We start from the raw sequence: 23,202 nt of genomic DNA on the forward strand, positions 1-23,202 counted from the left end.
AAAAGCAGGTGGGTATTATTCTAGCGTGAAGCCGACCTTAACCGTGACCTGCCAGTGCGCTACCTGGCCGTCTTCAATGTGGCCACGGGTATCGATCACTTCTAGCCAGCGCATATGCTCAATCGTCTGCGATGCTTTGGCCAGGGCGTTCTGTACCGCTTCCTCGATACCTTTCTCAGAAGACCCGGTTAGCTCTACATGCTTGTAGGTATGATGACTCATGATATCTCCTTCCTTGTCATAAATTCACTGCCCAGGTTAAGGCGCTAAGAACTTAGCCTCAGCTAGGCAGTGCGCTTTTCTAGTCTGGCATAAAAAAAGCCATCGTGACTGCTTACGGCAGGAAACAATTGACGGCCTGCGCCGGTGGCAATGCCCCAGGCGACGTCCTTAGGCGTCGTGACATGAGCATCGGGGGTGCGAGCAAGGAACGCCTCAATTTGCTCAGCGTTTTCTTCCGGCAGCACAGAGCAGGAAGCGTACAAAAGCGTGCCGCCTTCGCGCAGCATGGGCCAAAGATTGTCTAGCAGCTGACGCTGAAGCTTGGCAAGCGGGCGGATATCGTCCTTGCGGCGCAGCTTTTTGATGTCCGGATGGCGTCGGATAACGCCAGTGCCCGAGCACGGCGCATCGAGCAAAATGGCGTCAAACGGTGTGCCGCTCCACCAGTCGCGCTCGGTGGCATCGGCATGTTGCAGCACGGCCTCAATGCCTAAACGGCTTAGCGTATCTTCCACGCGCGCTAGGCGCTGGTTGTCGCTATCAATCGCGGTCAGCTGAATATCAAACTGCTCAAGTAAATGGGCTGTTTTACCGCCCGGGGCGCAGCAAGCATCCAACACGCGGGCGCCGGGGCGTGGGGCAAGCGCGGGCCCCAGTAGCGCCGCCGAGAGCTGGGCCGCTTCATCTTGAACGCTAACGTGGCCGTCTTCGAAACCGGGCAGCGCCGTGACGTCGCAGGGCGTTTCCAGAGTGATGGCATCGGGGCCATGCGGGCATAGCTGCCCAGTGAGGCCTTGTTCGGTCAGTTGGGCTAAATAGGCTTCACGATCGTTGTGATGCTGATTCACTCTTAACGTCATCGGGCCTGCGTGGTTGTTGGCCTCAACGATGTCGCGCCACTGCTCAGGCCATGCCTGGCGCAGCGCGTTGAGCAGCCACGGCGGATGTTCTAGCGCAACGTTCTCATCCTGGTCTACCTGCGCTTGGAGCGCTTCGGACTCGCGCTGCAGGCGGCGTAAGCAGCCGTTTAAAACGCGGGTGGCCCACTCTTTGTTGAGTAGGCGTGCTGCGCCCGCCGTCTCACCGACGGCCGCATGGGCCGGGATGCGCATGTACAGCAGTTGATAAATACCTACCAGTAGCAGCGCTTGAACATCGCTGTCGCGCTTCTTAAACGGCTGCTTAAGCAGTACGCCGGCTAAGGCTTCCAAGCGCGGTAAGCGGCGGCAGGTGCCAAAGCAGAGTTCTTTTAGCAGCCCGCGGTCGCGAGCCACGACGCTGTGGTCATCTAATCCAGCCAGTGAGCCTTGGTCGCTGAGCACCGGAGCCAGCGCACGCGCTGCAGCGGCGCGCACTTCTTGGCCACTGCCGCCGCTTTGTGGGGAGCGCTTTTGGTTCATCGTGAGTTTCCTTCGCTGGACTGTTCCGCTGGTTTACCAAAACGAGCGCCGGTGGCAAGGCGCGCGTGGCGCGCATTCAATAGGTCGCGCACGGCCATGGCTTTACCGCCGGGCAGCTGTGCGCTGGTCACGCATAGTATCTCGCGGCCCTCTACACCACAGGCAATCCGCAGGTGATCATCGCCGTGGTCTAGCAGGGTGCCAGGCGCAGAGGGCGCATGTTCGCCTGCTTCCACGCTTGCCATCAGCAGCCGAAGGCGCTCATCGCCCAGGGCACACCAGGCCACTGGCCAGGGGTTGAACGCACGGATTTTGCTGGCGAGCAGATGCGCCGGCTGAGCAAAATCGAGTTCCGCTTCTGCCTTGCTCAGCTTGGCGGCATAGGTGACGCCGTCTGCAGGCTGCGGCGTGGCATGCACGCCATCGGTGGTCAGTGCATCCAGCACGTGGATCAGGGCATTCGCACCTTGAACCGCGAGGCGGTCGTGTAAATCACCGCCGGTGGTCTGCGGCGTAATAGGCGTACGCACTTCTGACAACATCGCGCCGGTATCCAGGCCAGCGTCCATCTGCATGATGGTCACGCCGGAGGCGCTATCACCCGCTTCAATGGCTCGCTGAATGGGCGCTGCGCCGCGCCAGCGCGGGAGCAGCGAGGCGTGAACATTGATGCAGCCTAACCGCGGTATATCCAGCACCGCTTGAGGCAGCAGCAGCCCATAGGCGACCACCACCATGATGTCAGCGTTAAGCGCGGCCAGCTCGGCTTGAGCCGCGGGCTCTTTTAGGGTCTGAGGCTGATACACCGGCAAATCGTGTTCCAACGCCAGCTGTTTAACCGGGCTGGGCGTGAGTTTGCGGCCACGCCCGGCAGGGCGGTCGGGCTGCGTATAAACCGCCACCACGTCATGCTGGCTTTCCAGCAGCGTTGCAAGACTTGAGGCGGCGAATTCAGGCGTGCCGGCAAAAACAACGCGCAATCGTGACATAAAGAGGGGGTTACCTAGCTTATGTAAAAAATCAGTAGAAAACGTTAGGCGTCCTGCATTTGCTTTTGGCGCTTCTGCATTTTTTTGAGGATGCGGTCACGCTTAAGTGGCGACAGGTAGTCAACAAACAGCACGCCTTCAAGATGGTCGTATTCGTGCTGAATGCAATGTGCCAGCAGGCCTTCTGCCTCTAACTCGTAGGCATCGCCGTTGCGATCCAGCGCGTTGAGCTGCACCTTAAGATAGCGCGGTACTTCGGCGTAATACTCCGGGATCGACAGGCAGCCTTCCGACAGAGGCTCTTTCACGTCGCCTATCGGGGTGTAGCGCGGGTTGATGAGCACCAGCGGCTGGGAGTTATCGTCGCTGACATCCATGACGACGACACGACGGTGGACATCGATCTGCGTAGCAGCTAGACCGATACCACGGGCGTCATACATGGTCTCCAGCATATCGTCGACAAGCGTACGTACCTCATCGTCGACGGTTTCCACCTCAGCGGCCTTGGTGCGCAGGCGCTCGTCGGGGAATTCTAAAATAGGAAGTTTGGCCATGGCGTTACAATCACCGTTATGCTGAGTCTAAATTAAGTCAAACTAGGCCGTGAGCAGCGTCGTCCAGCCTAAGTACTTTATGATGGGCCACTATACCATGCTGTCAACGTTTCTGGGCATGCGCGCCCACTGCTCACAGCGTTTCAGATCTACATCATCATCGCACCGAGGAGAGCAGGATGGCGATAAAACAACACCCTTCTCGTCGCGCTTTTGGCGCTCTGTGGCTGAGCGCCGCGTTGCTAGTAAGCGTTGATTCCGCCGCTGAGAACGGCCAGCGTGTCGTGACGCTTTCACCTCAGGTGCGCACGCTGGTCCCGCCGGAAACAGGCGCGCCTATTTCGATGAGCGCCGCTTCGATGGATGCCGCTTCAGTGGACGTCGCGCGTGCCTTTTTACGACAGCATCGCGTGGTCGATAACGCCGAGAATATTAACGCGCTGGCCTATGTGATCGCCGGTGAGGATCGCCGCTTGCTGAGTGGCGCGGGCGATAAGCTCTACGTGAGAGGCGACGTCCCACGCCACGCTCAAGTGGGAATTTACCGCCAGTCAGCGCCTTATCACACGCTGGATGGTGCGCCCTTGGGCGTCGAGCTGATTAGCATCGGCATTGCTCAGTATGTGAGCGATGACGGCGACATTGCGCAGCTTGAAGTGCTTAGCTCCCATCGGGAAGTGCGGGTTAACGACCTTGTTTTACCGCTGCCAGAGCCTGCGCTGGGCGCTGAGCTGACACCTCGCGCGCCGTTAACGTCAGTCGAAGGGCACATCATTGCCGTGCCGGATGGCGTGCGCTTTATTGGGCGCCTGCAAATCGTTACGCTAGATGTGGGCCGCCTTGATGGCCTGCAGCCAGGCCACGTGCTGCAGGTTGAGCAGCAAGGTGAGCAGGTGGGCGACCCGCGAAGCGAGGAGATGATTCAGCTGCCCAGTACCGAGGCGGGCAGCGTTTTGGTGTTTAAGCCCTTTGATCACGTCAGCTATGCGCTGGTGATGCAGGCATCGCGCGTGCTGGAAGTCGGTGATCAGGTCTCTTCATCGGTTCGTTAATTAGGCGGGAAGCATCAACGTTGTGAGTAAGGAGGTGATATGAACACGCAGCAATGGCTGGTTATCAATGCGCTGCCTGGTATGGGCGCACTGCGGATTGCGCAGTTGGTTGCCCGTCAGCCTCAGTGGCCGGAAGGCTGGCTGGCTGCGCTGCCGAGCCGCGCAGCCAATGAGCTGCGCTTGTGGCTTGAGCATCCCGCTCGTAGCCCGCTGCAAAAGGTGGTTGATGAAACCCTGGAATGGCAGCAAAACGCCTCCCGTCGGCATGTGCTGCACCGCGATCACCCCGCGTGGCCGACACTGTTGAATGAAGTCGCCGACCCGCCGGTGGTGCTGTGGGCTCAGGGCGATCTTGACGCACTGGAAGGGCCTAGGCTTGCCATCGTGGGAACCCGTCGCCCCACCGGCGAAGGCAGCCACAATGCACAAACCTTTGCTCGTGACTTAGTCCGCCGTGGCTGGTGCGTGGTCAGCGGTATGGCGCTCGGCGTGGACGGAGTTGCTCAGCGCGCGGCACTGAAGGCGGGCGGCAGCACAATCGCCGTACTTGGCTGTGGCGTTGACGTGATTTATCCCGCCTCTCATCGGGATCTGCATGAACAGCTTGGCCAAGTACCAGGCGGGTTACTGCTGTCAGAACACCCGCCGGGAACGGTGGCGCGGCCAGCGTTTTTTCCTCGACGCAATCGAATCGTCACCGGCCTTGCCCTCGGTACGCTGGTAGTCGAGGCAACCGAAAAAAGTGGCTCGCTGGTCAGTGCGCGGCTCACGTTAGAGCAGAATCGTGAATTATTCGTGCTACCCGGTTCACTGCATAACGTGCAGGCAAGCGGCTGCCTGGCGCTATTGCGTCAGGGAAGTGCCTCGTTGGCCTGTAGCATTGACGATATCATTGCCGATCTTGGCCACTGGGCAGGGGCATTTATTCCTGAGGTCGACGCTATTCAGTCTGACTTGGCGTCGTTGAAAGACAATCAGGCTAGCACGGAGCCGCTGCCCGATACGCTACTAGAGGCGCTTTCGGCTACGCCAACGCCGATTGATCTACTGGTGCATGCCACTGGTGTGACGGTCAGCGACTGCCAGCAAAGGTTGCTGATGCTGGAGTTAGACGGCTGGGTAACTCAGCAAGCGGGAGGCTGGGTGAGGCTGCCGCGGCCATGATAGGATAAAACCATTAAAGGCACGTTAGCCCTGACGGTGAGGAGAGACCATGAGCCTGGTGACCGATCTAACCCCTGCGATTAGCGCGCTGCGTGCCGGGGGAGTGATTGCATGTCCCACGGAAGCTGTCTGGGGGCTTAGCTGCGATCCTGGAAATGACGAAGCCTTGGCGCATCTTATGCGCATAAAAGAGCGCGACCCCGCGAAGGGCGTCATCCTTGTTGCCGCCAGCATCCAACAGTTTCAGCCCTGGTTAAGCCAGCTGCCGCTTACCATGCACGCGCCTCTGGCCGCTAGCTGGCCTGGCCCTAATACCTGGTTAGTGCCTGACAACGGCCGAAGCCATGGGCTCGTGCGTGGCGCCCATGCGCGTGTAGCGCTACGGGTGACCGCCCATCCGGTGATGAAAGCGCTGTGCGAAGCCTTTGGTGGCCCGCTGGTGTCCACCTCTGCCAACCGTTCGGGGGAGCCGCCTGCGATGAGCGCTGCTGAGATCACCGGCATCTTTGGTGATGAAGTGGCCCATGTGGTGCAGGGCGAGCTAGGTGGCAATGCCAAGCCCAGCACCATTAGAGATCTGGCCACCGGTAAAATTATGCGTTCTTAACCGGCTTTAGAACGACTCACTATTCTCCACTCACTATCCACCACCCAGGAGTCCCCGTGGCCCACGAACACCTTGATGACGTTAAACGCTACCTTCTGGATTTGCAGGATCGGCTCTGCGCAGGCTTAGCTCAAGCCGATGGCGAGGGTCAGTTTCAAGAAGATAGCTGGAATCGTGAAGAGGGCGGCGGTGGCCGTTCCCGGGTGTTAACGAACGGTGGCGTGTTTGAAAAAGGTGGCGTCAATTTCTCGCATGTTTACGGTGCCCAGCTTCCGCCGTCGGCCACCGCCGCGCGTCCTGAGCTTGCCGGGCGCAGCTTTCATGCGCTGGGCGTTTCCTGGGTGCTGCACCCTGAAAACCCACATGTGCCAACTAGCCATGGCAACGTGCGCTTTTTTATCGCTGAGAAAGCCGGTGAACCGCCGGTCTGGTGGTTTGGCGGCGGCTTCGATCTGACGCCTTTCTACCCTGTGATGGAAGACGTGCAGCATTGGCATCGCGTCGCCAAAGCGGCCTGCGACCGGTTCGGAGACGATGTTTATCCGCGCTATAAAACATGGTGCGATGAGTACTTCTATTTGAAGCACCGTGATGAAACGCGCGGCGTCGGCGGGCTGTTTTTCGACGACCTAAACGAAGGCAGTTTTGCAGAATGCTTTGCCATCCAGCGAGCGGTGGGTGACAGCTTTCTAGATGCTTATTTGCCTATTGTGGAGCGTCGTAAGCAGGATGCCTGGGGCGAGCGCGAGCGTGATTTTCAGCTCTATCGGCGCGGTCGCTACGTGGAATTTAACTTAGTGTGGGACCGCGGCACGCTGTTTGGCCTGCAAAGCGGTGGGCGCACAGAGTCTATTTTGATGTCGCTGCCGCCGCTCGCGCGCTGGGAATATGCCTTTACGCCCGAGCCAGGCAGCGCTGAAGCTGATCTGCAAAACTTCTTACACCCCCGGGACTGGCTCAACGAAGCCGCCGGGGGCGTTTCTGATAACCATCGAAGCCCTAGTGAAGCGCCGTTATGACCGATTACTACTGCGTGTTTGGAAATCCTGTCAAACACTCCAAGTCGCCGCAGATTCACGCCGAGTTTGCTTATCAAACGCAGCAAGCGATTGAGTACACTGCCCAAGAGGCGCCGATTGATGGTTTTGCGGGCGCCTGGCAAGCATTTGTTGAGGCGGGTGGGCGCGGTGCCAACGTTACCGTGCCGTTCAAAGAAGATGCTTTTGCACTATGCGATACGCTTAGCCATCGAGCCGCCCGAGCCGGAGCGGTGAATACGCTAATAGTGGGAGGCAATGGCCGCACCTACGGCGACACCACCGATGGCATCGGGCTAGTACGTGATCTGGCCTATCATCGGGTGGCGTTAGTGGGAAAGCGGATTTTGGTCGTGGGGGCAGGCGGTGCAGTGCGCGGCATATTGGAACCACTGCTTGCCGAGCAGCCCAGTGAAATCGTTGTGGTCAACCGCACCGCCGCCAAGGCTGAACAGTTGGCCCGCGATTTTGCTGATCTTGGATCTATCACTGGCGGTGGTTTTGACACGATTGCCGGGACGTTTGATGTGGTGATTAACGGCACCAGCGCTAGCCTTTCAGGCGACTTACCGCCGCTACCTGATACGCTATTTAATACCAGTGCCTGGGCCTACGACATGATGTACGGATCAGAGCCGACGGTGTTTTTACAGTGGGCTGGGCCGCGAGGCGCTAAACTGCTAGACGGCTTAGGCATGCTGGTTGAGCAAGCTGCAGAGTCGTTTTTCCTGTGGCGAAACGTGCGCCCGGATACGGCGCCCGTGCGTGAAAGGCTGCGCCAATCGCTCAACTATACATAGTTTACGTTACGAGCAGCCCAGATGATAAATCGTTTCAATAAGGTTTAGCACGCGTCGTTAATGGGCTATAAAAAAAGCGGGGCCGGATAACTAATCCGGCCCCGCTTTTTTAAACGCAGGCTATCAAGGGCGCGGGCAGTTGGGCTTACGGCCATTGCTGCGGGCTTGCTCATAGGTAGCCAGAGCCTGATCCATATTGGCCTGCAGGCCTTCAATCCGATTACCTTGGCCGGGGTGAGTCGACATCCACTCAGGGGGCGCGCCGCCGCCGGTAGCGGCCTGCATGTTTTCCCATAGCGTCACGCTCTGGCGTGGGTCAAAGCCCGCTTGCGCCATCAGATCCAAGCCAATTATGTCAGCTTCACTCTCATGTGCCCGAGAAAATGGCAGCACGATACCGTACTGGGCACCCATGCCCAGTACGCCCATCAGCTGTTGGCCGCCGGCGGACTGCATGCCTGACGCACTGGAAATAGCCGATAAGCCTAGCGATGTGGCGTTTTGAGTGGAGGCGCGCTCATTAGCGTGGCTTGCCAGCACGTGGCCGACTTCATGCCCTATGACCGATGCCAGCTGATCCTGGCTAGTGGCAACGTCCAGCATGCCGGTATTCACGCCGATATAGCCGCCGGGCAATGCAAAGGCGTTGGGCTGCTCGGATTTAAATACGCGGGTTTGCCAGTCTAACTGCTGCTGCTCGGCGGGCAGTGCGGCGATAACTGCATCGGCAATACACTGCACGTAGCGTTGGCTAGTTTGGTTGGCAGCGGGAAGCTCTTGCTGGTATTGAGAAAACGCCTGACTGCCCATTTCATTGAGTTCGCTGTCAGACATCAATAGCAGCTGCGAACGTCCTGTGGGCGAGGTGGTACAAGCAGCGATAGACACGCATAAAGCGGTCATAGTAAAAGGGCGAAGCCAGCGCATGAGAGGTTTTCCTTTTAAACGAATGAGTTTCTTGTTCATAAGATAGCCGCTGAAAGCAGTCAATCAATGCTGACTATCATAACCTACCTAAAGGGTAAGTATGGATGCTGAACGGCATCGCCGTTTAAGGCGCTTGACTGAAATAGTCTACCCTTGCGGGATTAGCTGACCATCAGCGCCCACGTTCAGACGAATGGTCGGAGTCAATAACCCCGCCGGAAGTCGCATACCTAGCCCGCGTAGATCCCCTGGCGTAATCGCCAGCTGGCTGCCGGGAGGCAGCTCGCCTTGCGTGGCTAATTGGCTGGCAAGCTCTAGCATAGGGGCCATGCGCTGAGTGTCAGTGGCCAGCACGTCAAAGGCAACCGGCAGGCGTAAGTTAGCATCGTCGCCGGAGGTCAGCGTCACGTCTTGCTTATATTGGCCCTGAACAGGATCAACGCCGGGCATATCCAGCGTCCAGCGAAAGCCTGACATCTCAACGGGCGGCATGCCCGCGGGCAAGCCCAGGCCCATGGCAACGGTGGCTTGTATGGGTAAACTTCCCGCACCGAGACTAGAGGCGATCAGGCTGGTTAGATCACTGGTATCTAACCCTGCTTTGATGTTGTAAGGGCCAATGCGCACGTCTTCAATGCCCAGCGAATTTACCGCCAAACGAAACGCAAAAAGCCCCGTTTGGGGTAGAGCGAGACAGCCGGCAAGCAGGCTGGCAATGCCCAGCATGATTAGCCAGCGACAGCGCAGAGCAGCAATAAACATAACATTCCTCGTAAGGCGAGTAAGGCAAAACGCCCGCTTGACGATGCAAGCGGGCGAATGTGAATCACAGGGTAAAACGTTAGCGCATTAGCGGCGGCTTTTGCGCGCCTCTTTGGTGCGGTTAAGCTCGCGTTTCTTGGCCTTCTCTTTGTCACTGGCCCCCGCCATTGTGTCGAACGGGTTGCTGCCCGAACGAAACTCAAAGCGAATCGGCGTTCCGCGAACCTTCAGCACTTTACGGAAAGTGTTGGTGAGGTAGCGGCGATAGGCCTCTGGCACGGACTCAGTTTGATTGCCATGTACCACTATAATCGGCGGATTGCTGCCGCCCTGGTGAGCCATGCGTAGCTTAATCCGTCGCCCCTGTACCATTGGGGGTGGGTTTTGGCTGACAGCATCCTGCAGCAGAGTGGTTAGGCGGTTGGTCGACCAGTGGGCATTGGCCGCGTCAAAGGCACGATCAATCGAGGGATAAAGATCACCCACCGCGGTACCGTGCAGAGCGGAGATAAAGTGCAGCTCTGCGTAGTCAGCAAAACCTAAGCGGCGCTTGATCTCAACGCGCATCTTCTCCTTGGCTTCGCTCTCTAAACCATCCCACTTATTCACCGCGAGTACCAGCGCGCGCCCGGTGGTCAACACATAGTCGAGTAGGTGCAAGTCCTGCTCAACCAAGCCGCTGGAGCCGTCCAATACCATGATCACTACATGGGATTCTTTGATCGCATCCAGGGTCTTGATAATAGAGAATTTTTCGGTTATTTCGCGGACATTTTTGCGCCGCCGAATGCCTGCCGTGTCAATCAACACATAGGGTTTGCCGCGGCGCTCAAAAGGAATCTCGATAGAGTCACGGGTCGTGCCGGCCTCATCAAAGACCACCACTCGGTCTTCACCGAGCAGACGATTGACGAGGGTTGATTTGCCGACGTTAGGCCGGCCAATCACGCCAATGCGAACGCCCTTGCTGCCGGTGTCGGCAGGAATGCTGGCGTCGCGCTCGGGAAACGGCTCAAGCACCACGTCGATTAACGTAGACACATTGCGCCCGTGAGCGGCGGCAATCGGCCATGGGTCGCCAAGCCCCAGCGACCAGAAGTCGCCCATCGCCGAATGTTCTTCTAGGCCGTCGGTTTTATTCACCACCAGCCAGGTTTTTTTCTGATTAACCCGCAGGTGATTAGCAATCGCTTGGTCTGCGGGCATAAGGCCTGCGCGCGCGTCGACCATAAACAGCACAATATCGGCTTCATCAATAGCGGCTAGTGACTGCTCCGCCATCGCGGCGTCGATTCCCTCTTCGTCACCGCTGATGCCGCCGGTATCAATCACCGTATAGACTTTATCGCCCAGCATGCCGTTGCCATATTTGCGATCGCGGGTGAGGCCCGGAAAATCGGCCACGAGTGCATCACGCGAACGCGTTAGGCGGTTAAACAACGTCGATTTGCCCACATTGGGGCGACCGACTAAAGCAATGACGGGTGTCATGGAGTGACTTCCAGGGTTTCCAGGCGACCGTTGTTGGCCTGAACATGAATGGTGCTGCCTTCAGTGACGGGGCGCACGCTAATACCTGATTTGTGCACGCGCGTACGTCCGACAATGTCGCCTTCGCGTGCATCGATCAGGTGAAGGTAGCCTTCAAAATCACCGACCACAATGCGGCCACCGGCAAACGCAGGTGCGGTTAGCCAGCGATCTTCTAAATCATCGTTGCGCCAAACTTCTTGGCCATTGTCTGCATCTAGTGCCACAACGTTGCTGTTATCGGTGACGATATACAGCAAGTTACCGACCAACAGCGGCGTATGGCGGCTGGAAAGGTTTGCTTCCCAAAGTAGGTCGCCTTGGGTGGCTTCCAGTGCGACGACGCGGCCGTTATAGCTGGTGACAAACAGGCGGCCATCGGGGGTGATAATCGGCTGACCGGAAAGATCCACCAGGCGCTCTACCTCGCTACGCCCACGCGGAGTGGCAACCTGCACCTCCCACAGTGGCTGGCCGTTGCGGTTATCCAGCGTCGCTAAACGGCCATTCGCTAAGCCGATAAAGCTGACAGGATCAATCACCATCGGCGTACCGGTGCCGCGCAGCGTTAGCGCCGGCTGTGCGCTAGTGTATGCCCAGCGCTCTTCGCCGGTGGTGCGGTCCAGCGCGGTGATTTGACCATCAACGCTTTGTACGATCAGCAGTTGCTGGTTGGCCTGTGGCGCGGCCAGCACTTCGCTGGATACCCGAGCGCGCCAGCTTTCACTGCCATCGCGCTGATCCAGCGCGATCACTTCGCCATTGCCGGCTAAATAAACCTGGCCAGCAATCGCCGTTAGCGCACTAGAAATAGGCGTTTCAAGATCGATTTCCCACTCAACGTCGCCGCTGTCGGCATTCATCGCCATCACGACACCGTTGGCGTCAGCGGCAAAGACGCTGTCGCCTTCACGATCAGGCGCAATAGGATAGCGTGCATGGCCTAAACCATCGCCAATGTTGCGCCGCCACTGGGTGTCCAGCGACGAGGTTTCGTTGAAGCTGCGCAGCTCTTTCGGCGTGTAGGCAGCAGGCTCGCCTTTACTGGCGCAACCGACTAGCAGTGCCAGTGTCAGGGCGCCTAAACCAGCTCGCATCATGTGTTTAGTAATCATTGTGTCGCCTCCTCAGCGCCGAGATCGTCAAGCTTGAACTGCACGCCGTAAAGCGGCTGGTCTTGCGTTTGCGCAAGCTCCATGGCGGTTTCCCATGCGTCGCGAGCAGCGTCAGTGTCGCCTTTGGCAACGAACGCATCACCGCGCACGTTTGCCAGCTGGGCGGCTAGCGCATCGCTAATCGGCTTTTCTAATAGCGCGAGCGCTTCATCGGGGTTGCCGTCGGCAAGTTCTACCCGCGCTAAGCGCAGCCAGGCCAGACTCTGCACGTAGCGGCGCGAAGAGTCATTGGCAACGCTTTCTAAAGAAGCTTTAGCAGCGTCAAAATCACCTTGCTGCACGGCTAAACGTGCATCGAGCAACAGGGCAAGTTCGGCATACAGCGTATTGCTATGCTCGTCATTCAGCTCACTGACCATCTCACGTGCGCTGGCCACGTCATCATCGTCAAGCTCACTGTTCGTGGTCATGGTGACGATCTGCTGGTAGCGCATGGAAGCGGCTTCTGACTGGCCCTGTTGATAATTTTGCCAAGCATGCCAACCGAATACGCCCGCCCCCGCAAGGACCGCGCCTGCTACCAAGGAGATTCCATTTTCTTTCCACCAGCGCTTGAATGCGTCTAGCTGCTCTTCGTCGCTTCTCAGCTCCGCCACGGGCGGCCTCCTATTTTAGTTGGTATGCACGAGCAGGCATCCTGTGCCTGCTGGGCGTTATACATTAATGGCTAACAGTTCGCGTAGCGTATCGCCTAGCGTTGCAGTAGAAGCGCGCTGCTGTTCGCGGTCATCGCGTAGGAATTTGAGCGTCGCCGACTGCTCAGCAATTTCATCTTCACCGAGCAGTATCGCCATCGTAGCGTTACTTTTATCGGCTTTCTTCATACGGCTTTTAAAGCTACCGCCGCCGCAGTGAAGCTGCAGACGAAGCGTGGGAAGTTCGCTACGCAGCTGCTCGGCCAGAGTAATGGCCGCCAGAGTGGCGTTATCGTCCATTGGCAGTAAGAAGGCGTCACAGCCGCCCAAAGCGTCGTCGGGAATTAACTGCAGGGTTTCAAGCAGCAGAATGAGCCGCTCAATGCCCATGGCAAAGCCTACCGCTGGGGTCGGCTTGCCGCCTAGCTGTTCGACGAGGCCGTCGTAGCGCCCGCCTGCACACACGGTGCCCTGGCTGCCCAGTGCCGTGGTGGTCCACTCAAAGACGGTGCGGCAGTAGTAGTCAAGCCCGCGCACAAGGCGCGGATTGATGACGTAAGGGATGCCCGCCGCCTCAAGTATCTTGGTGAGTTGCTCAAAGTGCTCGCGTGATTCAGTGTCCAGGTGGTCCATCAGCTGCGGTGCCGCGTCCAGCATGTCGGCCATCGCCGGATTTTTAGAATCCAGAATGCGTAGCGGATTGCTGGTCAAACGACGCAGAGAGTCTTCATCCAGCAAATCGCTGTGCTGCTCAAAATAGGCAACCAGCGTGTCTCGATAGGCCGCGCGCGCCTCAGATGAGCCCAGCGAGTTGAGCTCTAAGGTGACGTGTTCCATCAGCCCCAGCTCTTGCCATAGACGGGCAGAGAGCAGAATCACTTCGGCATCTATGTCGGGGCCGTCAAAGCCAAAGGTTTCGACGCCAATTTGATGAAACTGACGATAGCGGCCTTTTTGCGGGCGCTCGTAGCGAAACATGGGTCCTTGGTACCACAGCCGCTGGGTTTGGTTATACAGCAGGCCATGTTCCATGGCCGCGCGCACGCAGCTGGCGGTGCCTTCCGGGCGCAGGGTCAAACTTTCGCTGTTGCGATCGTCGAAGGTGTACATCTCTTTTTCAACGATGTCGGTCACTTCACCGATAGAGCGCGCAAACAGCGCCGTTTGCTCCACAATAGGCGTGCGAATTTCGTTGAAGCCGTAACGCAGCATGAGCTGGCGTACTTTGGTTTCAAAAAATTGCCAGCGTGGGCTATCGCTGGGTAACAGATCGTTCATGCCACGGATGGCTTGAATCTTTTTAACGCCAGTCTTGCTCAATGAAAACTCCTTAGTCTGCCTTCGGGCGCCGCGTGTTCAGAGCCTTGGTGCGCAACTCATTCTGACGGGCTTGGCAGTACACCCCAGCGCTTACGTGCTGCGGGCAATCATGTCGTCTTGCTGCTGCTGTTTTTCGCGCACTTTATCGCGAATCAGCCGCTCTAAGTCATCTACAAGATGGTCATTGCGTAGTTTGCTGGCCGGTTTTCCATCGATATAAACCAGGTTGGCGGGGCTGCCGCCGGTAAGGCCGATATCGGTCTCTTTGGCTTCGCCTGGGCCGTTAACCACGCAGCCAATCACCGATACATTGAGCGGCGTCATGACGTCTTCCAGCCGTTCTTCAAGCTGATTCATGGTGTCGATAACGTCAAAGTTCTGGCGCGAACAGCTGGGGCAGGCAATAAAGTTAATGCCTTTAGCGCGCAGCTTGAGGCTTCTCAGCATGTCAAAGCCGACCTTGATCTCTTCTACCGGATCGGCCGCCAGAGAGACGCGGATAGTGTCGCCAATGCCATCCATTAGCAGCATGCCGAGGCCAATCGATGATTTTACCGTGCCCGAGCGCAGGCCGCCCGCTTCGGTAATGCCCAGATGCAGCGGTTGCTCAATGCGTGCAGCAAGGTCGCGATAGGCGGCTACCGCCATAAACACATCCGAGGCTTTCACACTAACTTTGTATTCTTGAAAATCGAGACGATCGAGATGATCAATATGGCGCATGGCTGATTCAACCAACGCGGCCGGCGTCGGTTCGCCGTACTTTTTCTGCAGGTCTTTTTCTAAAGAGCCTGCGTTAACGCCAATACGAATGGGAATGCCGTTATCCCGGGCTGCGCTAACCACTGCGCGCACGCGATCTTCCCGACCAATGTTGCCGGGGTTGATGCGCAGGCAGTCTACGCCAAGCTCAGCAACGCGCAGGGCGATCTTGTAATCAAAGTGAATATCGGCAACAAGCGGTACATTGACCAGCTTTTTGATTTGGCCAAAGGTTTCCGCAGCGTCCATGTCAGGCACCGAGACACGCACAATATCCGCACCGGCTTTTTCCAGCTGCTGGATTTGTGCCACCGTGGCCGCGACATCAAGCGTATTTGTGTTGGTCATGCTCTGAACAGAAATCGGAGCATCACCGCCAACCGCTACGTTACCAACGTGAATCTGGCGGGAAAAACGGCGTTTAATCGGAGAAGGGGCGTGCATAGGGCGGGTCACTCTCCCAGGGTAAATCGGGCTACGTTGTTGGCACCGGCTTGGGCGGGAAGGTCAACTTCCTTACCCTGGTAGCGCAGTTCAACGCCGGTGGCATTGCCTATCGTTAAACGAAACGGGGGCTGGCCTTCGACGCTTGTGGACGTGCCGGGCGTTTGCAGGCCAACAAAAACGCGCTGATTGGTGGCGTCAAAAATTTCGGTCCACGACTGCTCGTTGAACGTGAGCTCAAGAACGTTAGCGTTCGTCGTGGCTGCTGCGTCGGCAGTGTCCTCAGGATCACTTTCTACCGCTGCGGTTTCTGCCGGCGGCGCGTCATCGGTAGCGACCAGCGTCGCCGGGTCGATAACAGCGACGGCATCGGCGCCGCCTGCTTGCTCTTGGGAAGCCGGTGCTGCGTTTTCATCAGTGCTGACAATGCTGGGCTCAACGGCGGCACTTTCTGCTTCCGACGGCTCTGCTGGCGCATTAGCCGTCTCTTCTGTAGGCGATGAACCAAGGCCGGGCGGCTCATTGCCACCGCGGCTTTGCCACCACATCACTGTCACCGCAATCAGCCCAACAATGACCAGCAGCGTCACAAGTTTGAACAGCCAGGCGCCAACGCGGGAAGGCGGCCGGGTAGTCGACACCGGGATGACCTTGCGCTCAGTATCGATACTGCCATTGCGCGCCTGATAAGCCTCAAGCACGAGACGATCATCCATGCCGAGATATTTTGCGTAGGAGCGCAGGTAGCCGCGGCGATAAGCAGCGACGGGAATCTCTTGGTAGTTGTCTTGCTCTAGCCCGTTTACCACGGCCGGGCGCAGGTTCAGCGCTCGAGCGGCATCGGCGAGCGGCACGCCAAGCTGTTCTCGCTGGCGGGAGAGAAGCTCACCAGGAGAGACGGTGTTGGTGCTGTTAATGACGCTTTCTTGTGACTGTGTATCGCTCATGGCTGAGCATCCTTCATTAAATAAGCGGTGATCAGGGCGTCAATCAATCAGTTGGTGCCAAGCTGGCGCTGGTAGTCGGCGGCGACGCTATAGTCGCCGCGGGCATGGGCGATATCAACCGCCATTTCTAGCGCCGCTTGACCGGGCTCAGCGAGCTGTAAATAAGATTGCAACGGTGCCCAGGCCTGAGCGTAATTGCCCTGCGAATATTCGAGTTCAGCTAACATTAAATAGCCGCGCGCATTGCGCGGATCGATACTTTGCGCACGCTGCAGCCTGGCGCGTGCGTCATCAAATTCTTCCAGCGCCAAATAACACTGCCCCAGGTTGGTAAATAGCTGGGAGCGGTTGGCGTACTGGGCATCCTGGGATGCCGTTTCTAGCTGTTCACAGGCGGGGTCAAACTGGCCCTGGCCGTACAAGAACGCCGCGTAGTTGTTACGGGCGCGTGTAAAATCAGGTTCAGCGTCAACCGCTTGTTGAAAATAATCGTTGGCCAGTGCATTTTCGCCCTGGCGCTGGTAAACCAATGCTAGCGCTTGCAACGCTTCTGCATGGCGCGGAGCAATGTCGAGCGCCCGATCCAGTGCATTTAAAGCGCGGGGAAGATTGTTGCGCTCCAGATAAGCGGCGCCAAGCTGCGTATAGGCGTCGGCCGCTGCTGGATTAGCTTGGGATGACGCCGTGTTGGACGAAGCACAGCCCGCAAGCCACAGGCTGCCGATAAGCACGGTCAGCAGGTGCACCCGAATTGGGTGTTGGCGCTTGCGGTGAGTGATCATATCAATCCTCTCGTGGTGAACGTCCAACCACTAATAACAGTGCAAATAAAGCATAACGCAATGACAATAAAAACCGTGACCATCAAAGCGCCGCGCTAGGCGGAAGTCAAGACAAGCCCTGTTTTGTACCCATGGCGTTAGTCGGCATCAAGCTGCACCGACTGGATATGCCGGGCGCTGCGTTTAGTGCGATCTTTCACGCGTCCAACCAGCTGGCCACAGGCGGCGTCAATGTCTTCACCGCGGGTCGTTCTTACCGTTGCATTGTAGCCTTCATCGTAAAGCCACTGCTGGAAGCGCATGACCTGATTGCGCGACGGTTTTTCGTACCCGGAATTAGGGAACGGATTAAACGGAATCAGGTTAATCTTACACGGCAGTTCTTTGAGCAACGCGGCGAGCTGCTCTGCGTGCTCCTGCTGATCATTGATGTCTTTGATCAGCGTGTACTCAATGGTGATCTGCCGATTGTCTGGGCCTTTGGCCAGGTAGCGATGGCAGGCATCCAGCAACGCGCGAATGTTATATTTGCGGTTGATGGGTACCAGCGTATTGCGCAGCTCGTCCGTTGAGGCGTGCAGAGAAATGGCCAGGCTAACGTCTATTTCATCGCCGAGCTTGTCGATCATCGGCACAACGCCGGAGGTCGACAGCGTCACGCGGCGCTTAGACAGGCCATAGCCGTTATCGTCAAGCATAAGCTTCATAGCCGGCACAACGTTATCAAAGTTGAGCAACGGCTCGCCCATGCCCATCATGACGACGTTGGTTACCGGACGATTAGCCGTATCACGGCGCGGGCCAACGCTACGCTGAGCGACCCACACCTGGCCAATGATTTCAGCCGCGGTTAAGTTGCGCTGAAACCCTTGCTTGCCGGTGGAGCAGAAACTGCAGTCCAGCGAGCAACCGACCTGTGAAGAGACGCAGAGCGTGCGTCGCTTGCCGTTTTCAGCCGGAATCAATACCGTTTCTACGTAGCTGCCATCTTCTACTTCCAGCACCCACTTGCGGGTGCCGTCGCTGGAAGTGCCTTCATAGATTACGCCAGGGCCACGAATTTCTGCTACCCGCGCCAGTTTTTCACGCAGCGATTTGGAGAGATTCGTCATGGCAGCAAAATCATCGCTACCCTCTTGGTGAATCCACTTCATTAGCTGCGCAGCACGGAATTTCTTTTCGCCAATCGACAAAAAGAACGTTTCCATCTGCTCGCGGGACATGCCGAGCAGGTTGTGGCGTTCAGGTGACGCTTTGGCAGCAGGTGTGCTGGCGGCATCGGAACGAGGAGCGGGCGTATGTTGGGCTACAGTGGTGGTCATGGCGGTCAGCGTTAAAGAGAAGGGCGGAGGCATAGCCTCCGCAAAATGGCCGGCAACGAAAGTCGATACGGCGGCGCTATCAGTCAGACCTGTCAGTCAGACTTAGCGCGGGCAAATTTCGTCGTTGTCGAAGAAGTAGCTAATTTCGCGCTTAGCGCTTTCTGCAGAATCAGAACCATGGACAGCGTTGGCGTCGATTGTTTCCGCAAAATCGGCGCGAATGGTGCCAGCAGCGGCTTCTTTAGGGTTAGTTGCGCCCATCAAGTCGCGATTTTTAGCAATGGCGCCTTCACCTTCAAGTACTTGAATCACAACCGGGCCAGACATCATGAAGCCAACGAGGTCTTTAAAGAAAGGGCGCTCTTTGTGCTCTGCGTAAAATCCGCCAGCTTTCTCTTCAGAAAGATGTACCATTTTGGCAGCGACGACGTTCAGGCCAGCTTTTTCAAAGCGAGCAATGATCTCGCCGATAGCATTTTTGGCAACGGCGTCAGGCTTGATAATAGAAAGAGTGCGTTCAGTAGCCATGCGAATGGTCTCCTTGAGTTCTTAAAAAAGAATTAAGCAAAAATTGCCGCCTCAGAAACCCAGGGCGGCCAAGAAAAATGATTTGGCTAATGTGGTTCAGCAGCAAGCGCGTTTAAAAGCGCACGGAAAATCCCCGGCTGCCTGAACTCAGATATCCAGGGGCGCGATTATAGCGCTTAAGCCGGGGGATGAATACCGGTGATGAAAGCTCGCCGTACATAGCTTAAACGGTAAAGCTCTCGCCGCAGCCGCATTCGTCTTTTACGTTAGGGTTATTAAACCGGAAGAAGCGGTTGAGCCCTTCGCTAACGTAATCCACTTCACTGCCGTTGAGCATTTCTACGGCATCGGGCGCAACGTACACGCTGGCGCCGTGGGCTTCAAAATGCACTTCTTCCTCACTAACCGTATCGGCAAAGTCGAGCACGTAGCTAAACCCTGAGCAGCCGCTAGGTTTGACCGAAACCCGCAGGCCCAGGCCTTGGCCGCGTTCGTCAAGCACATGGCGGATCTGCTGTGCGGCAGCCGGGGTAATGTTGAGTGTTGCCATGGGGCGTCCTCCTTAAAAAGTGTCAGCCGCTTAACGTGGCGGTGTACGTAAACTGCTCACCGCGTGGCGAATGAGCGTTAGCGCATGATCAATGTCGGCTTCGGTGGTGAAGCGGCCAAAGCTAAAGCGTAGCGATGAAAGCGCAAGCGAACGCGGCGTGCCGATGCCCAGCAATACGTAGGAAGGGTCAACGCTGGCCGAGTTGCATGCTGAGCCGGTGGACACCGCGACGTCACGCAGCGCCATCAGCAGCGATTCACCGTCGACCCCTTCAAACGCCAAGTTGAGAATGTTAGGAACCGCTTTATCTAGCGGCGTATTGGCAAAAATGCCTTCGACGCCTTCAAGACCGTCTAAAAAGCGCTGCTGCAAACGGCCAATATGCGCGTTGTCGTCAGCGAACTGTTGCTGCATCAAGGCAAGCGCTTCACCCATTCCCGCAATTTGATGGGTCGGCAGCGTGCCGGAACGCATGCCGCGCTCGTGGCCGCCGCCGTGAATGAGCGCCTCAACGCGAATGTCCGGATGGCGCTTGACGTAGAGCGCCCCCACGCCTTTCGGGCCGTAGGTTTTGTGCCCAGAAAGCGACATCAAATCAATTTGCTGGGCCACCACGTCGAGTGGAATACGGCCCGTTGCCTGTGCCGCATCGGTATGGAACGCGGCGCCAAACTCATGGGCGACGCTCGCCAGCGCGGCGATATCATTAATGCTGCCTAGCTCGTTATTCACCGCCATTAACGAGACCAGCGTGGTGTCGTCACGCATGGCCGCGCGCAGTTGCTCCGGCTGAATGCAGCCATCGCGCCCTGGCGTTAGCCAGGTCACCTCAAAGCCTTCTCTTTCAAGCGCGGCAGCGGTATCAACCACCGCTTTGTGCTCGATAGTGGAGGTCACAAGGTGCATGCCGCGCTCGCGATTAGCGCGCATAAAGCCCGTTAGCGCTAAATTGTTTGCTTCCGTGGCGCCGCTGGTCCAAACAATCTCTCTAGGATCGGCACCAATGGCATCGGCTACCTGGCGACGCGCCTGCTCGACCACCTGTTCCGCCTGCCAGCCAAGCATATGGCTGCGCGATGCGGGGTTGGCAAACAGCTGGTCAACCGTTAAATAGCGCTGCATAACCTCGACCACGCGCGCGTCAACCGGCGCGGTGGAGGCATAATCTAAATAGATTGGCAGCGTAGGCGTGGTCATGGGTAAGGTACCGACTGTTTATGAATAATAACGACAAGAAGCGCGAGTGAATGGCTGACGCTAAGGCGATGAGACCAGAATGCCAGCGTCAGCGCGCTGATCTTGTCGCGCTGCTATCTTTATGACATCAGGACGCAGCATCAGTTGTGCCAGGGTCATTTCGTCAAGAAAGTGACGGATCTGAAAAGACAGCTCGCACCACAAGTGGTGGGTCAGGCAAGTGTCGCCCTGCTGGCAGTCTGAAAGCCCTTGGCAGCGAGTGGCATCAACGCTTTCATTCACCGCGTCAATGACGTTCGACACGCTAATCGCGGTTGGCGGCTGCGACAACAAGTAGCCGCCGCCCGGCCCACGCACGCTGTCAACCAAACCGGCGCGGCGTAGGCGAGCAAACAGCTGCTCTAAATAGGAGAGCGATATTTCTTGGCGTTGAGAAATATCGCTGAGGCTGGTCGGGCCGTTATGGGCATGCAGCGCTAAGTCGAGCATGGCGGTAACGGCATAACGGCCTTTGGTGGTCAAGCGCATGGCAAGCACCTCGACGCTGAACCCTCAGCGCTAACGGCAAATGTGTCGCCATTATGGGAAAGCCTGAGTGCTTTGGTCAACCATTACCCGGTGGCGGTGCTGTGGGCCCGCTGTCTGAGTCGGTAGCCGAGGGCGCCGTTGAGCGCTTTTCGACGCTAGGGCAGGGACTGTCATGCTCATCCAGAATGTCGGCAAAATCTTCGCTGCGCAGCGCCGGCAGCTGACCGTCGCGGTAGTTATCGTCTAGTTTGCGCAAGGTAGAGCACATGCGCTCAATGCGCTCATCCACCGCGTGCATATGATCGAGCATCGCCTGCATTGAACGCGCAACGGGGTCCGGCATGTCCTGGCTAACGCCGTACGCATCAAAGCCAAACTTCTGACAGATAGCTTCACGGCGAGCAGGGTCGACGTCCAAGGCTTCTTCTACGTCGGGATTGGCACGTGTAACAATCTTGCCCGGAATGCCGACCACCGTAGCGCCCGGGGGGACTTCTTTAGTGACTACCGCGTTAGAGCCAATCTTGGCTCCGGCGCCTACGATAAAGGGGCCGAGTATCTTGGCGCCAGCACCGACAATCACGCCATCCCCAAGCGTTGGGTGGCGCTTGCCTTTGTTCCAGCTGGTGCCGCCGAGCGTAACACCTTGATACAGCGTAACGTTATTGCCGACTTGAGCGGTTTCGCCAATCACCACGCCCATGCCGTGGTCGATGAAAAAGCGTCGCCCAATGGTAGCGCCGGGATGAATCTCAATACCGGTCAGCCAGCGTGAGAAAGTGGATAGCGTCCGTGACAGCCATTTGAAATTTTTCTTCCACAGCCAGTGGCTGCAACGATGCAGCAGCAGCGCATGCAGGCCAGGGTAGTTGGTCAGCACCTCAAGGAAGTTGCGTGCGGCGGGGTCGCGCTCAAATACACTGTTGATGTCTTCACGCAGGCGTTGAAACATAAGAAGTCCTTGGGAGCGACAACGAATTTTAGAGGATACTGCGATGTTGGGGCGACTGCCGATGACTTCAAGCTATGGCGGTCAGCGCTAACGTCGCGGATTGCCGGCGGCTTTATCGGTAGCCGTTAGTATTCCACGCAAGATGTTGATTTCCATACGCTCAGGGCGGGCCCGCAGGTATAGGCGGCGCAGTCTCGCCATTAGCTGTCGCGGCTGGGCCGGGTCATGAAAATCAATGCCAATTAGCGTACGTTCTAAATGCTCAAAATAGTGCTCAATCTCTGCGTGCGTCGCCAGCTCTTCCGCTTCAGCAGGTGCGGTTGATGGGGCATCGGCTTGGCTAAGCCACGCCATGCGACATTCATAGGCCATTACTTGAACCGCCGCTGCTAAATTGAGCGAGCTAAAATCAGCGTTGGTGGGGATGTGTACGTGGGCATGGCATCGCTGTAGCTCAGCATTGGTAAGGCCGCTGTCTTCGCGCCCAAAGACTAGCGCTATGCGGGCACCCTCGGGCTGGCACTCTGCGGGCAGGCGATCCGCTAATTCTCGCGGGGAAAGCATTGGCCAAGGTAGCGTGCGCGAGCGTGCGCTGGCACCGACGGCTAAAGTGCAATCAGCCACCGCTTCTTCTAGCGTTGCATGAACACGCGCTTGATGAAGCAGGTGGTCAGCGCCCGATGCGCGGGAAATACTGTCCTGGGTCAGGACCTCACAGCGTGGGGCGACGAGGGCTAAATCTGCTAAGCCCATGTTGTGCATGGCGCGTGCCACGCCGCCGATGTTGCCAGGATGGCTAGTGCCAATTAGAACAATGCGAATGCGCTCAAGCATGATAGGGCCCGGTAAATAGTGCTCGGTGATCAATAAGGCGTAAAACGCGCAGTCTAGCATGAGTCGATGGCATGCCCGAGAGCGGTCTGCTAGAATTGCGCCCCAAAGGCGACTATATGCGCCTGCGCTTAGCGCTCTGTTGTTTGCTTTACACCCCGTTCTTTAACATCACTGTCACA

25 protein-coding genes are annotated in these 23,202 nt (G+C 57.4%); 5 read left to right on the forward strand and 20 right to left on the reverse strand.

Annotated features, from left to right (window positions below):
- Positions 1–15: 15 nt before the first annotated feature.
- From KUO20_RS02450 to def, 4 genes are all read right to left on the reverse strand, one after another.
- Positions 16–222 (reverse strand): dodecin, encoded by a 207-nt coding sequence (locus tag KUO20_RS02450; RefSeq protein ID WP_096282081.1) that lies wholly within the window; start codon positions 220–222, stop codon positions 16–18.
- A gap of 62 nt (positions 223–284) precedes the next feature.
- Complete coding sequence (gene rsmB / locus KUO20_RS02455; protein ID WP_235041330.1) at positions 285–1,622, reverse strand: 16S rRNA (cytosine(967)-C(5))-methyltransferase RsmB; 1,338 nt, start codon at positions 1,620–1,622, stop codon at positions 285–287.
- Positions 1,619–2,611 carry a methionyl-tRNA formyltransferase gene (gene fmt / locus KUO20_RS02460; protein ID WP_235041331.1) on the reverse strand — a complete coding sequence of 331 codons (993 nt, stop codon included), beginning with the start codon at positions 2,609–2,611 and terminating at the stop codon, positions 1,619–1,621. Before fmt ends, rsmB begins: the two co-directional genes overlap by 4 nt.
- A gap of 44 nt (positions 2,612–2,655) precedes the next feature.
- Positions 2,656–3,168: a peptide deformylase gene (def, locus tag KUO20_RS02465; RefSeq protein WP_235041332.1), complete on the reverse strand. Its 513-nt coding sequence runs from the start codon at positions 3,166–3,168 to the stop codon at positions 2,656–2,658.
- A gap of 179 nt (positions 3,169–3,347) precedes the next feature.
- On the opposite strand from def, the gene KUO20_RS02470 reads away from it, so the two are divergent.
- From KUO20_RS02470 to aroE, 5 genes are read left to right on the forward strand one after another with little or no spacing between them, the layout of a single operon-like run.
- Positions 3,348–4,220: a peptidoglycan-binding protein gene (locus KUO20_RS02470; RefSeq protein WP_235041333.1), complete on the forward strand. Its 873-nt coding sequence runs from the start codon at positions 3,348–3,350 to the stop codon at positions 4,218–4,220.
- Positions 4,221–4,259: 39 nt separating this feature from the next.
- A complete protein-coding gene (gene dprA / locus KUO20_RS02475) occupies positions 4,260–5,384 on the forward strand; it encodes a DNA-processing protein DprA (protein WP_235041334.1) in 1,125 nt (374 codons plus the stop codon).
- A 49-nt stretch (positions 5,385–5,433) separates the two neighbouring features.
- Positions 5,434–5,991, forward strand: coding sequence for an L-threonylcarbamoyladenylate synthase type 1 TsaC (tsaC, locus tag KUO20_RS02480; protein WP_235041335.1), 558 nt, complete (start codon positions 5,434–5,436; stop codon positions 5,989–5,991).
- Between the two features lie 56 nt (positions 5,992–6,047).
- The gene (gene hemF / locus KUO20_RS02485) at positions 6,048–7,010 is read left to right on the forward strand and encodes an oxygen-dependent coproporphyrinogen oxidase (protein ID WP_235041336.1); all 963 of its coding nucleotides are present in this window, start codon (positions 6,048–6,050) and stop codon (positions 7,008–7,010) included.
- Positions 7,007–7,828, forward strand: coding sequence for a shikimate dehydrogenase (aroE, locus tag KUO20_RS02490; RefSeq protein ID WP_235041337.1), 822 nt, complete (start codon positions 7,007–7,009; stop codon positions 7,826–7,828). The genes hemF and aroE overlap by 4 nt, the downstream gene beginning before the upstream one ends.
- Positions 7,829–7,951: 123 nt before the next feature.
- On the opposite strand, the gene KUO20_RS02495 is transcribed toward aroE, so the two are convergent.
- From KUO20_RS02495 to KUO20_RS02570, 16 genes are all read right to left on the reverse strand, one after another.
- The gene (locus KUO20_RS02495; protein ID WP_235041338.1) at positions 7,952–8,755 is read right to left on the reverse strand and encodes a M48 family metallopeptidase; all 804 of its coding nucleotides are present in this window, start codon (positions 8,753–8,755) and stop codon (positions 7,952–7,954) included.
- Between the two features lie 147 nt (positions 8,756–8,902).
- The gene (locus KUO20_RS02500; RefSeq protein WP_235041339.1) at positions 8,903–9,517 is read right to left on the reverse strand and encodes a hypothetical protein; all 615 of its coding nucleotides are present in this window, start codon (positions 9,515–9,517) and stop codon (positions 8,903–8,905) included.
- Positions 9,518–9,604: 87 nt separating this feature from the next.
- Positions 9,605–11,008 (reverse strand): ribosome biogenesis GTPase Der, encoded by a 1,404-nt coding sequence (gene der / locus KUO20_RS02505; RefSeq protein ID WP_235041340.1) that lies wholly within the window; start codon positions 11,006–11,008, stop codon positions 9,605–9,607.
- A complete protein-coding gene (bamB, locus tag KUO20_RS02510; RefSeq protein ID WP_235041341.1) occupies positions 11,005–12,162 on the reverse strand; it encodes an outer membrane protein assembly factor BamB in 1,158 nt (385 codons plus the stop codon). Before bamB ends, der begins: the two co-directional genes overlap by 4 nt.
- Positions 12,159–12,818: a YfgM family protein gene (locus tag KUO20_RS02515; RefSeq protein WP_235041342.1), complete on the reverse strand. Its 660-nt coding sequence runs from the start codon at positions 12,816–12,818 to the stop codon at positions 12,159–12,161. The genes bamB and KUO20_RS02515 overlap by 4 nt, the downstream gene beginning before the upstream one ends.
- Positions 12,819–12,875: 57 nt before the next feature.
- Positions 12,876–14,177: a histidine--tRNA ligase gene (gene hisS, locus KUO20_RS02520; protein ID WP_235041343.1), complete on the reverse strand. Its 1,302-nt coding sequence runs from the start codon at positions 14,175–14,177 to the stop codon at positions 12,876–12,878.
- A 90-nt stretch (positions 14,178–14,267) separates the two neighbouring features.
- The gene (ispG, locus tag KUO20_RS02525) at positions 14,268–15,383 is read right to left on the reverse strand and encodes a flavodoxin-dependent (E)-4-hydroxy-3-methylbut-2-enyl-diphosphate synthase (RefSeq protein WP_235041344.1); all 1,116 of its coding nucleotides are present in this window, start codon (positions 15,381–15,383) and stop codon (positions 14,268–14,270) included.
- A gap of 8 nt (positions 15,384–15,391) precedes the next feature.
- Positions 15,392–16,330, reverse strand: coding sequence for a RodZ domain-containing protein (locus tag KUO20_RS02530; RefSeq protein WP_235041345.1), 939 nt, complete (start codon positions 16,328–16,330; stop codon positions 15,392–15,394).
- 47 nt (positions 16,331–16,377) lie between these two features.
- Complete coding sequence (gene pilW, locus KUO20_RS02535; protein WP_235041346.1) at positions 16,378–17,112, reverse strand: type IV pilus biogenesis/stability protein PilW; 735 nt, start codon at positions 17,110–17,112, stop codon at positions 16,378–16,380.
- Positions 17,113–17,249: 137 nt separating this feature from the next.
- Entirely contained in the window at positions 17,250–18,434 is a 1,185-nt protein-coding gene (gene rlmN / locus KUO20_RS02540) for a dual-specificity RNA methyltransferase RlmN (protein WP_235041347.1), read from the reverse strand.
- A gap of 102 nt (positions 18,435–18,536) precedes the next feature.
- Complete coding sequence (gene ndk / locus KUO20_RS02545) at positions 18,537–18,962, reverse strand: nucleoside-diphosphate kinase (RefSeq protein ID WP_235041348.1); 426 nt, start codon at positions 18,960–18,962, stop codon at positions 18,537–18,539.
- A gap of 223 nt (positions 18,963–19,185) precedes the next feature.
- The gene (locus KUO20_RS02550; RefSeq protein ID WP_235041349.1) at positions 19,186–19,512 is read right to left on the reverse strand and encodes a HesB/IscA family protein; all 327 of its coding nucleotides are present in this window, start codon (positions 19,510–19,512) and stop codon (positions 19,186–19,188) included.
- A gap of 30 nt (positions 19,513–19,542) precedes the next feature.
- On the reverse strand, positions 19,543–20,709 hold the full coding sequence (locus KUO20_RS02555; RefSeq protein WP_235041350.1) for an aminotransferase class V-fold PLP-dependent enzyme: 1,167 nt from the start codon (positions 20,707–20,709) through the stop codon (positions 19,543–19,545).
- A 60-nt stretch (positions 20,710–20,769) separates the two neighbouring features.
- A complete protein-coding gene (locus KUO20_RS02560; protein ID WP_235041351.1) occupies positions 20,770–21,237 on the reverse strand; it encodes a Fe-S cluster assembly transcription factor in 468 nt (155 codons plus the stop codon).
- A gap of 76 nt (positions 21,238–21,313) precedes the next feature.
- Positions 21,314–22,189 carry a serine O-acetyltransferase gene (cysE, locus tag KUO20_RS02565; protein ID WP_235041352.1) on the reverse strand — a complete coding sequence of 292 codons (876 nt, stop codon included), beginning with the start codon at positions 22,187–22,189 and terminating at the stop codon, positions 21,314–21,316.
- Positions 22,190–22,276: 87 nt separating this feature from the next.
- Positions 22,277–23,023, reverse strand: a complete 747-nt coding sequence (locus tag KUO20_RS02570; protein ID WP_235042402.1) for an RNA methyltransferase — start codon at positions 23,021–23,023, stop codon at positions 22,277–22,279.
- Positions 23,024–23,202: the final 179 nt, after the last annotated feature.

The organism is Vreelandella profundi (genome assembly GCF_019722725.1).
Classification (GTDB): domain Bacteria; phylum Pseudomonadota; class Gammaproteobacteria; order Pseudomonadales; family Halomonadaceae; genus Vreelandella; species Vreelandella profundi.

Excerpts from the sequence above, each read along its gene's own strand:
- KUO20_RS02450 (WP_096282081.1), bottom strand. The coding sequence starts at position 222 with ATGAGTCATCATACCTACAAGCATGTAGAGCTAACCGGGTCTTCTGAG.
- rsmB (WP_235041330.1), bottom strand. The coding sequence starts at position 1,622 with ATGAACCAAAAGCGCTCCCCACAAAGCGGCGGCAGTGGCCAAGAAGTG.
- fmt (WP_235041331.1), bottom strand. The coding sequence starts at position 2,611 with ATGTCACGATTGCGCGTTGTTTTTGCCGGCACGCCTGAATTCGCCGCC.
- def (WP_235041332.1), bottom strand. The coding sequence starts at position 3,168 with ATGGCCAAACTTCCTATTTTAGAATTCCCCGACGAGCGCCTGCGCACC.
- KUO20_RS02470 (WP_235041333.1), top strand. The coding sequence starts at position 3,348 with ATGGCGATAAAACAACACCCTTCTCGTCGCGCTTTTGGCGCTCTGTGG.
- dprA (WP_235041334.1), top strand. The coding sequence starts at position 4,260 with ATGAACACGCAGCAATGGCTGGTTATCAATGCGCTGCCTGGTATGGGC.
- tsaC (WP_235041335.1), top strand. The coding sequence starts at position 5,434 with ATGAGCCTGGTGACCGATCTAACCCCTGCGATTAGCGCGCTGCGTGCC.
- aroE (WP_235041337.1), top strand. The coding sequence starts at position 7,007 with ATGACCGATTACTACTGCGTGTTTGGAAATCCTGTCAAACACTCCAAG.
- KUO20_RS02495 (WP_235041338.1), bottom strand. The coding sequence starts at position 8,755 with ATGCGCTGGCTTCGCCCTTTTACTATGACCGCTTTATGCGTGTCTATC.
- KUO20_RS02500 (WP_235041339.1), bottom strand. The coding sequence starts at position 9,517 with ATGTTTATTGCTGCTCTGCGCTGTCGCTGGCTAATCATGCTGGGCATT.
- der (WP_235041340.1), bottom strand. The coding sequence starts at position 11,008 with ATGACACCCGTCATTGCTTTAGTCGGTCGCCCCAATGTGGGCAAATCG.
- bamB (WP_235041341.1), bottom strand. The coding sequence starts at position 12,162 with ATGATTACTAAACACATGATGCGAGCTGGTTTAGGCGCCCTGACACTG.
- ispG (WP_235041344.1), bottom strand. The coding sequence starts at position 15,383 with ATGCACGCCCCTTCTCCGATTAAACGCCGTTTTTCCCGCCAGATTCAC.
- KUO20_RS02530 (WP_235041345.1), bottom strand. The coding sequence starts at position 16,330 with ATGAGCGATACACAGTCACAAGAAAGCGTCATTAACAGCACCAACACC.
- pilW (WP_235041346.1), bottom strand. The coding sequence starts at position 17,112 with ATGATCACTCACCGCAAGCGCCAACACCCAATTCGGGTGCACCTGCTG.
- rlmN (WP_235041347.1), bottom strand. The coding sequence starts at position 18,434 with ATGACCACCACTGTAGCCCAACATACGCCCGCTCCTCGTTCCGATGCC.
- ndk (WP_235041348.1), bottom strand. The coding sequence starts at position 18,962 with ATGGCTACTGAACGCACTCTTTCTATTATCAAGCCTGACGCCGTTGCC.
- KUO20_RS02550 (WP_235041349.1), bottom strand. The coding sequence starts at position 19,512 with ATGGCAACACTCAACATTACCCCGGCTGCCGCACAGCAGATCCGCCAT.
- KUO20_RS02555 (WP_235041350.1), bottom strand. The coding sequence starts at position 20,709 with ATGACCACGCCTACGCTGCCAATCTATTTAGATTATGCCTCCACCGCG.
- KUO20_RS02560 (WP_235041351.1), bottom strand. The coding sequence starts at position 21,237 with ATGCGCTTGACCACCAAAGGCCGTTATGCCGTTACCGCCATGCTCGAC.
- cysE (WP_235041352.1), bottom strand. The coding sequence starts at position 22,189 with ATGTTTCAACGCCTGCGTGAAGACATCAACAGTGTATTTGAGCGCGAC.
- KUO20_RS02570 (WP_235042402.1), bottom strand. The coding sequence starts at position 23,023 with ATGCTTGAGCGCATTCGCATTGTTCTAATTGGCACTAGCCATCCTGGC.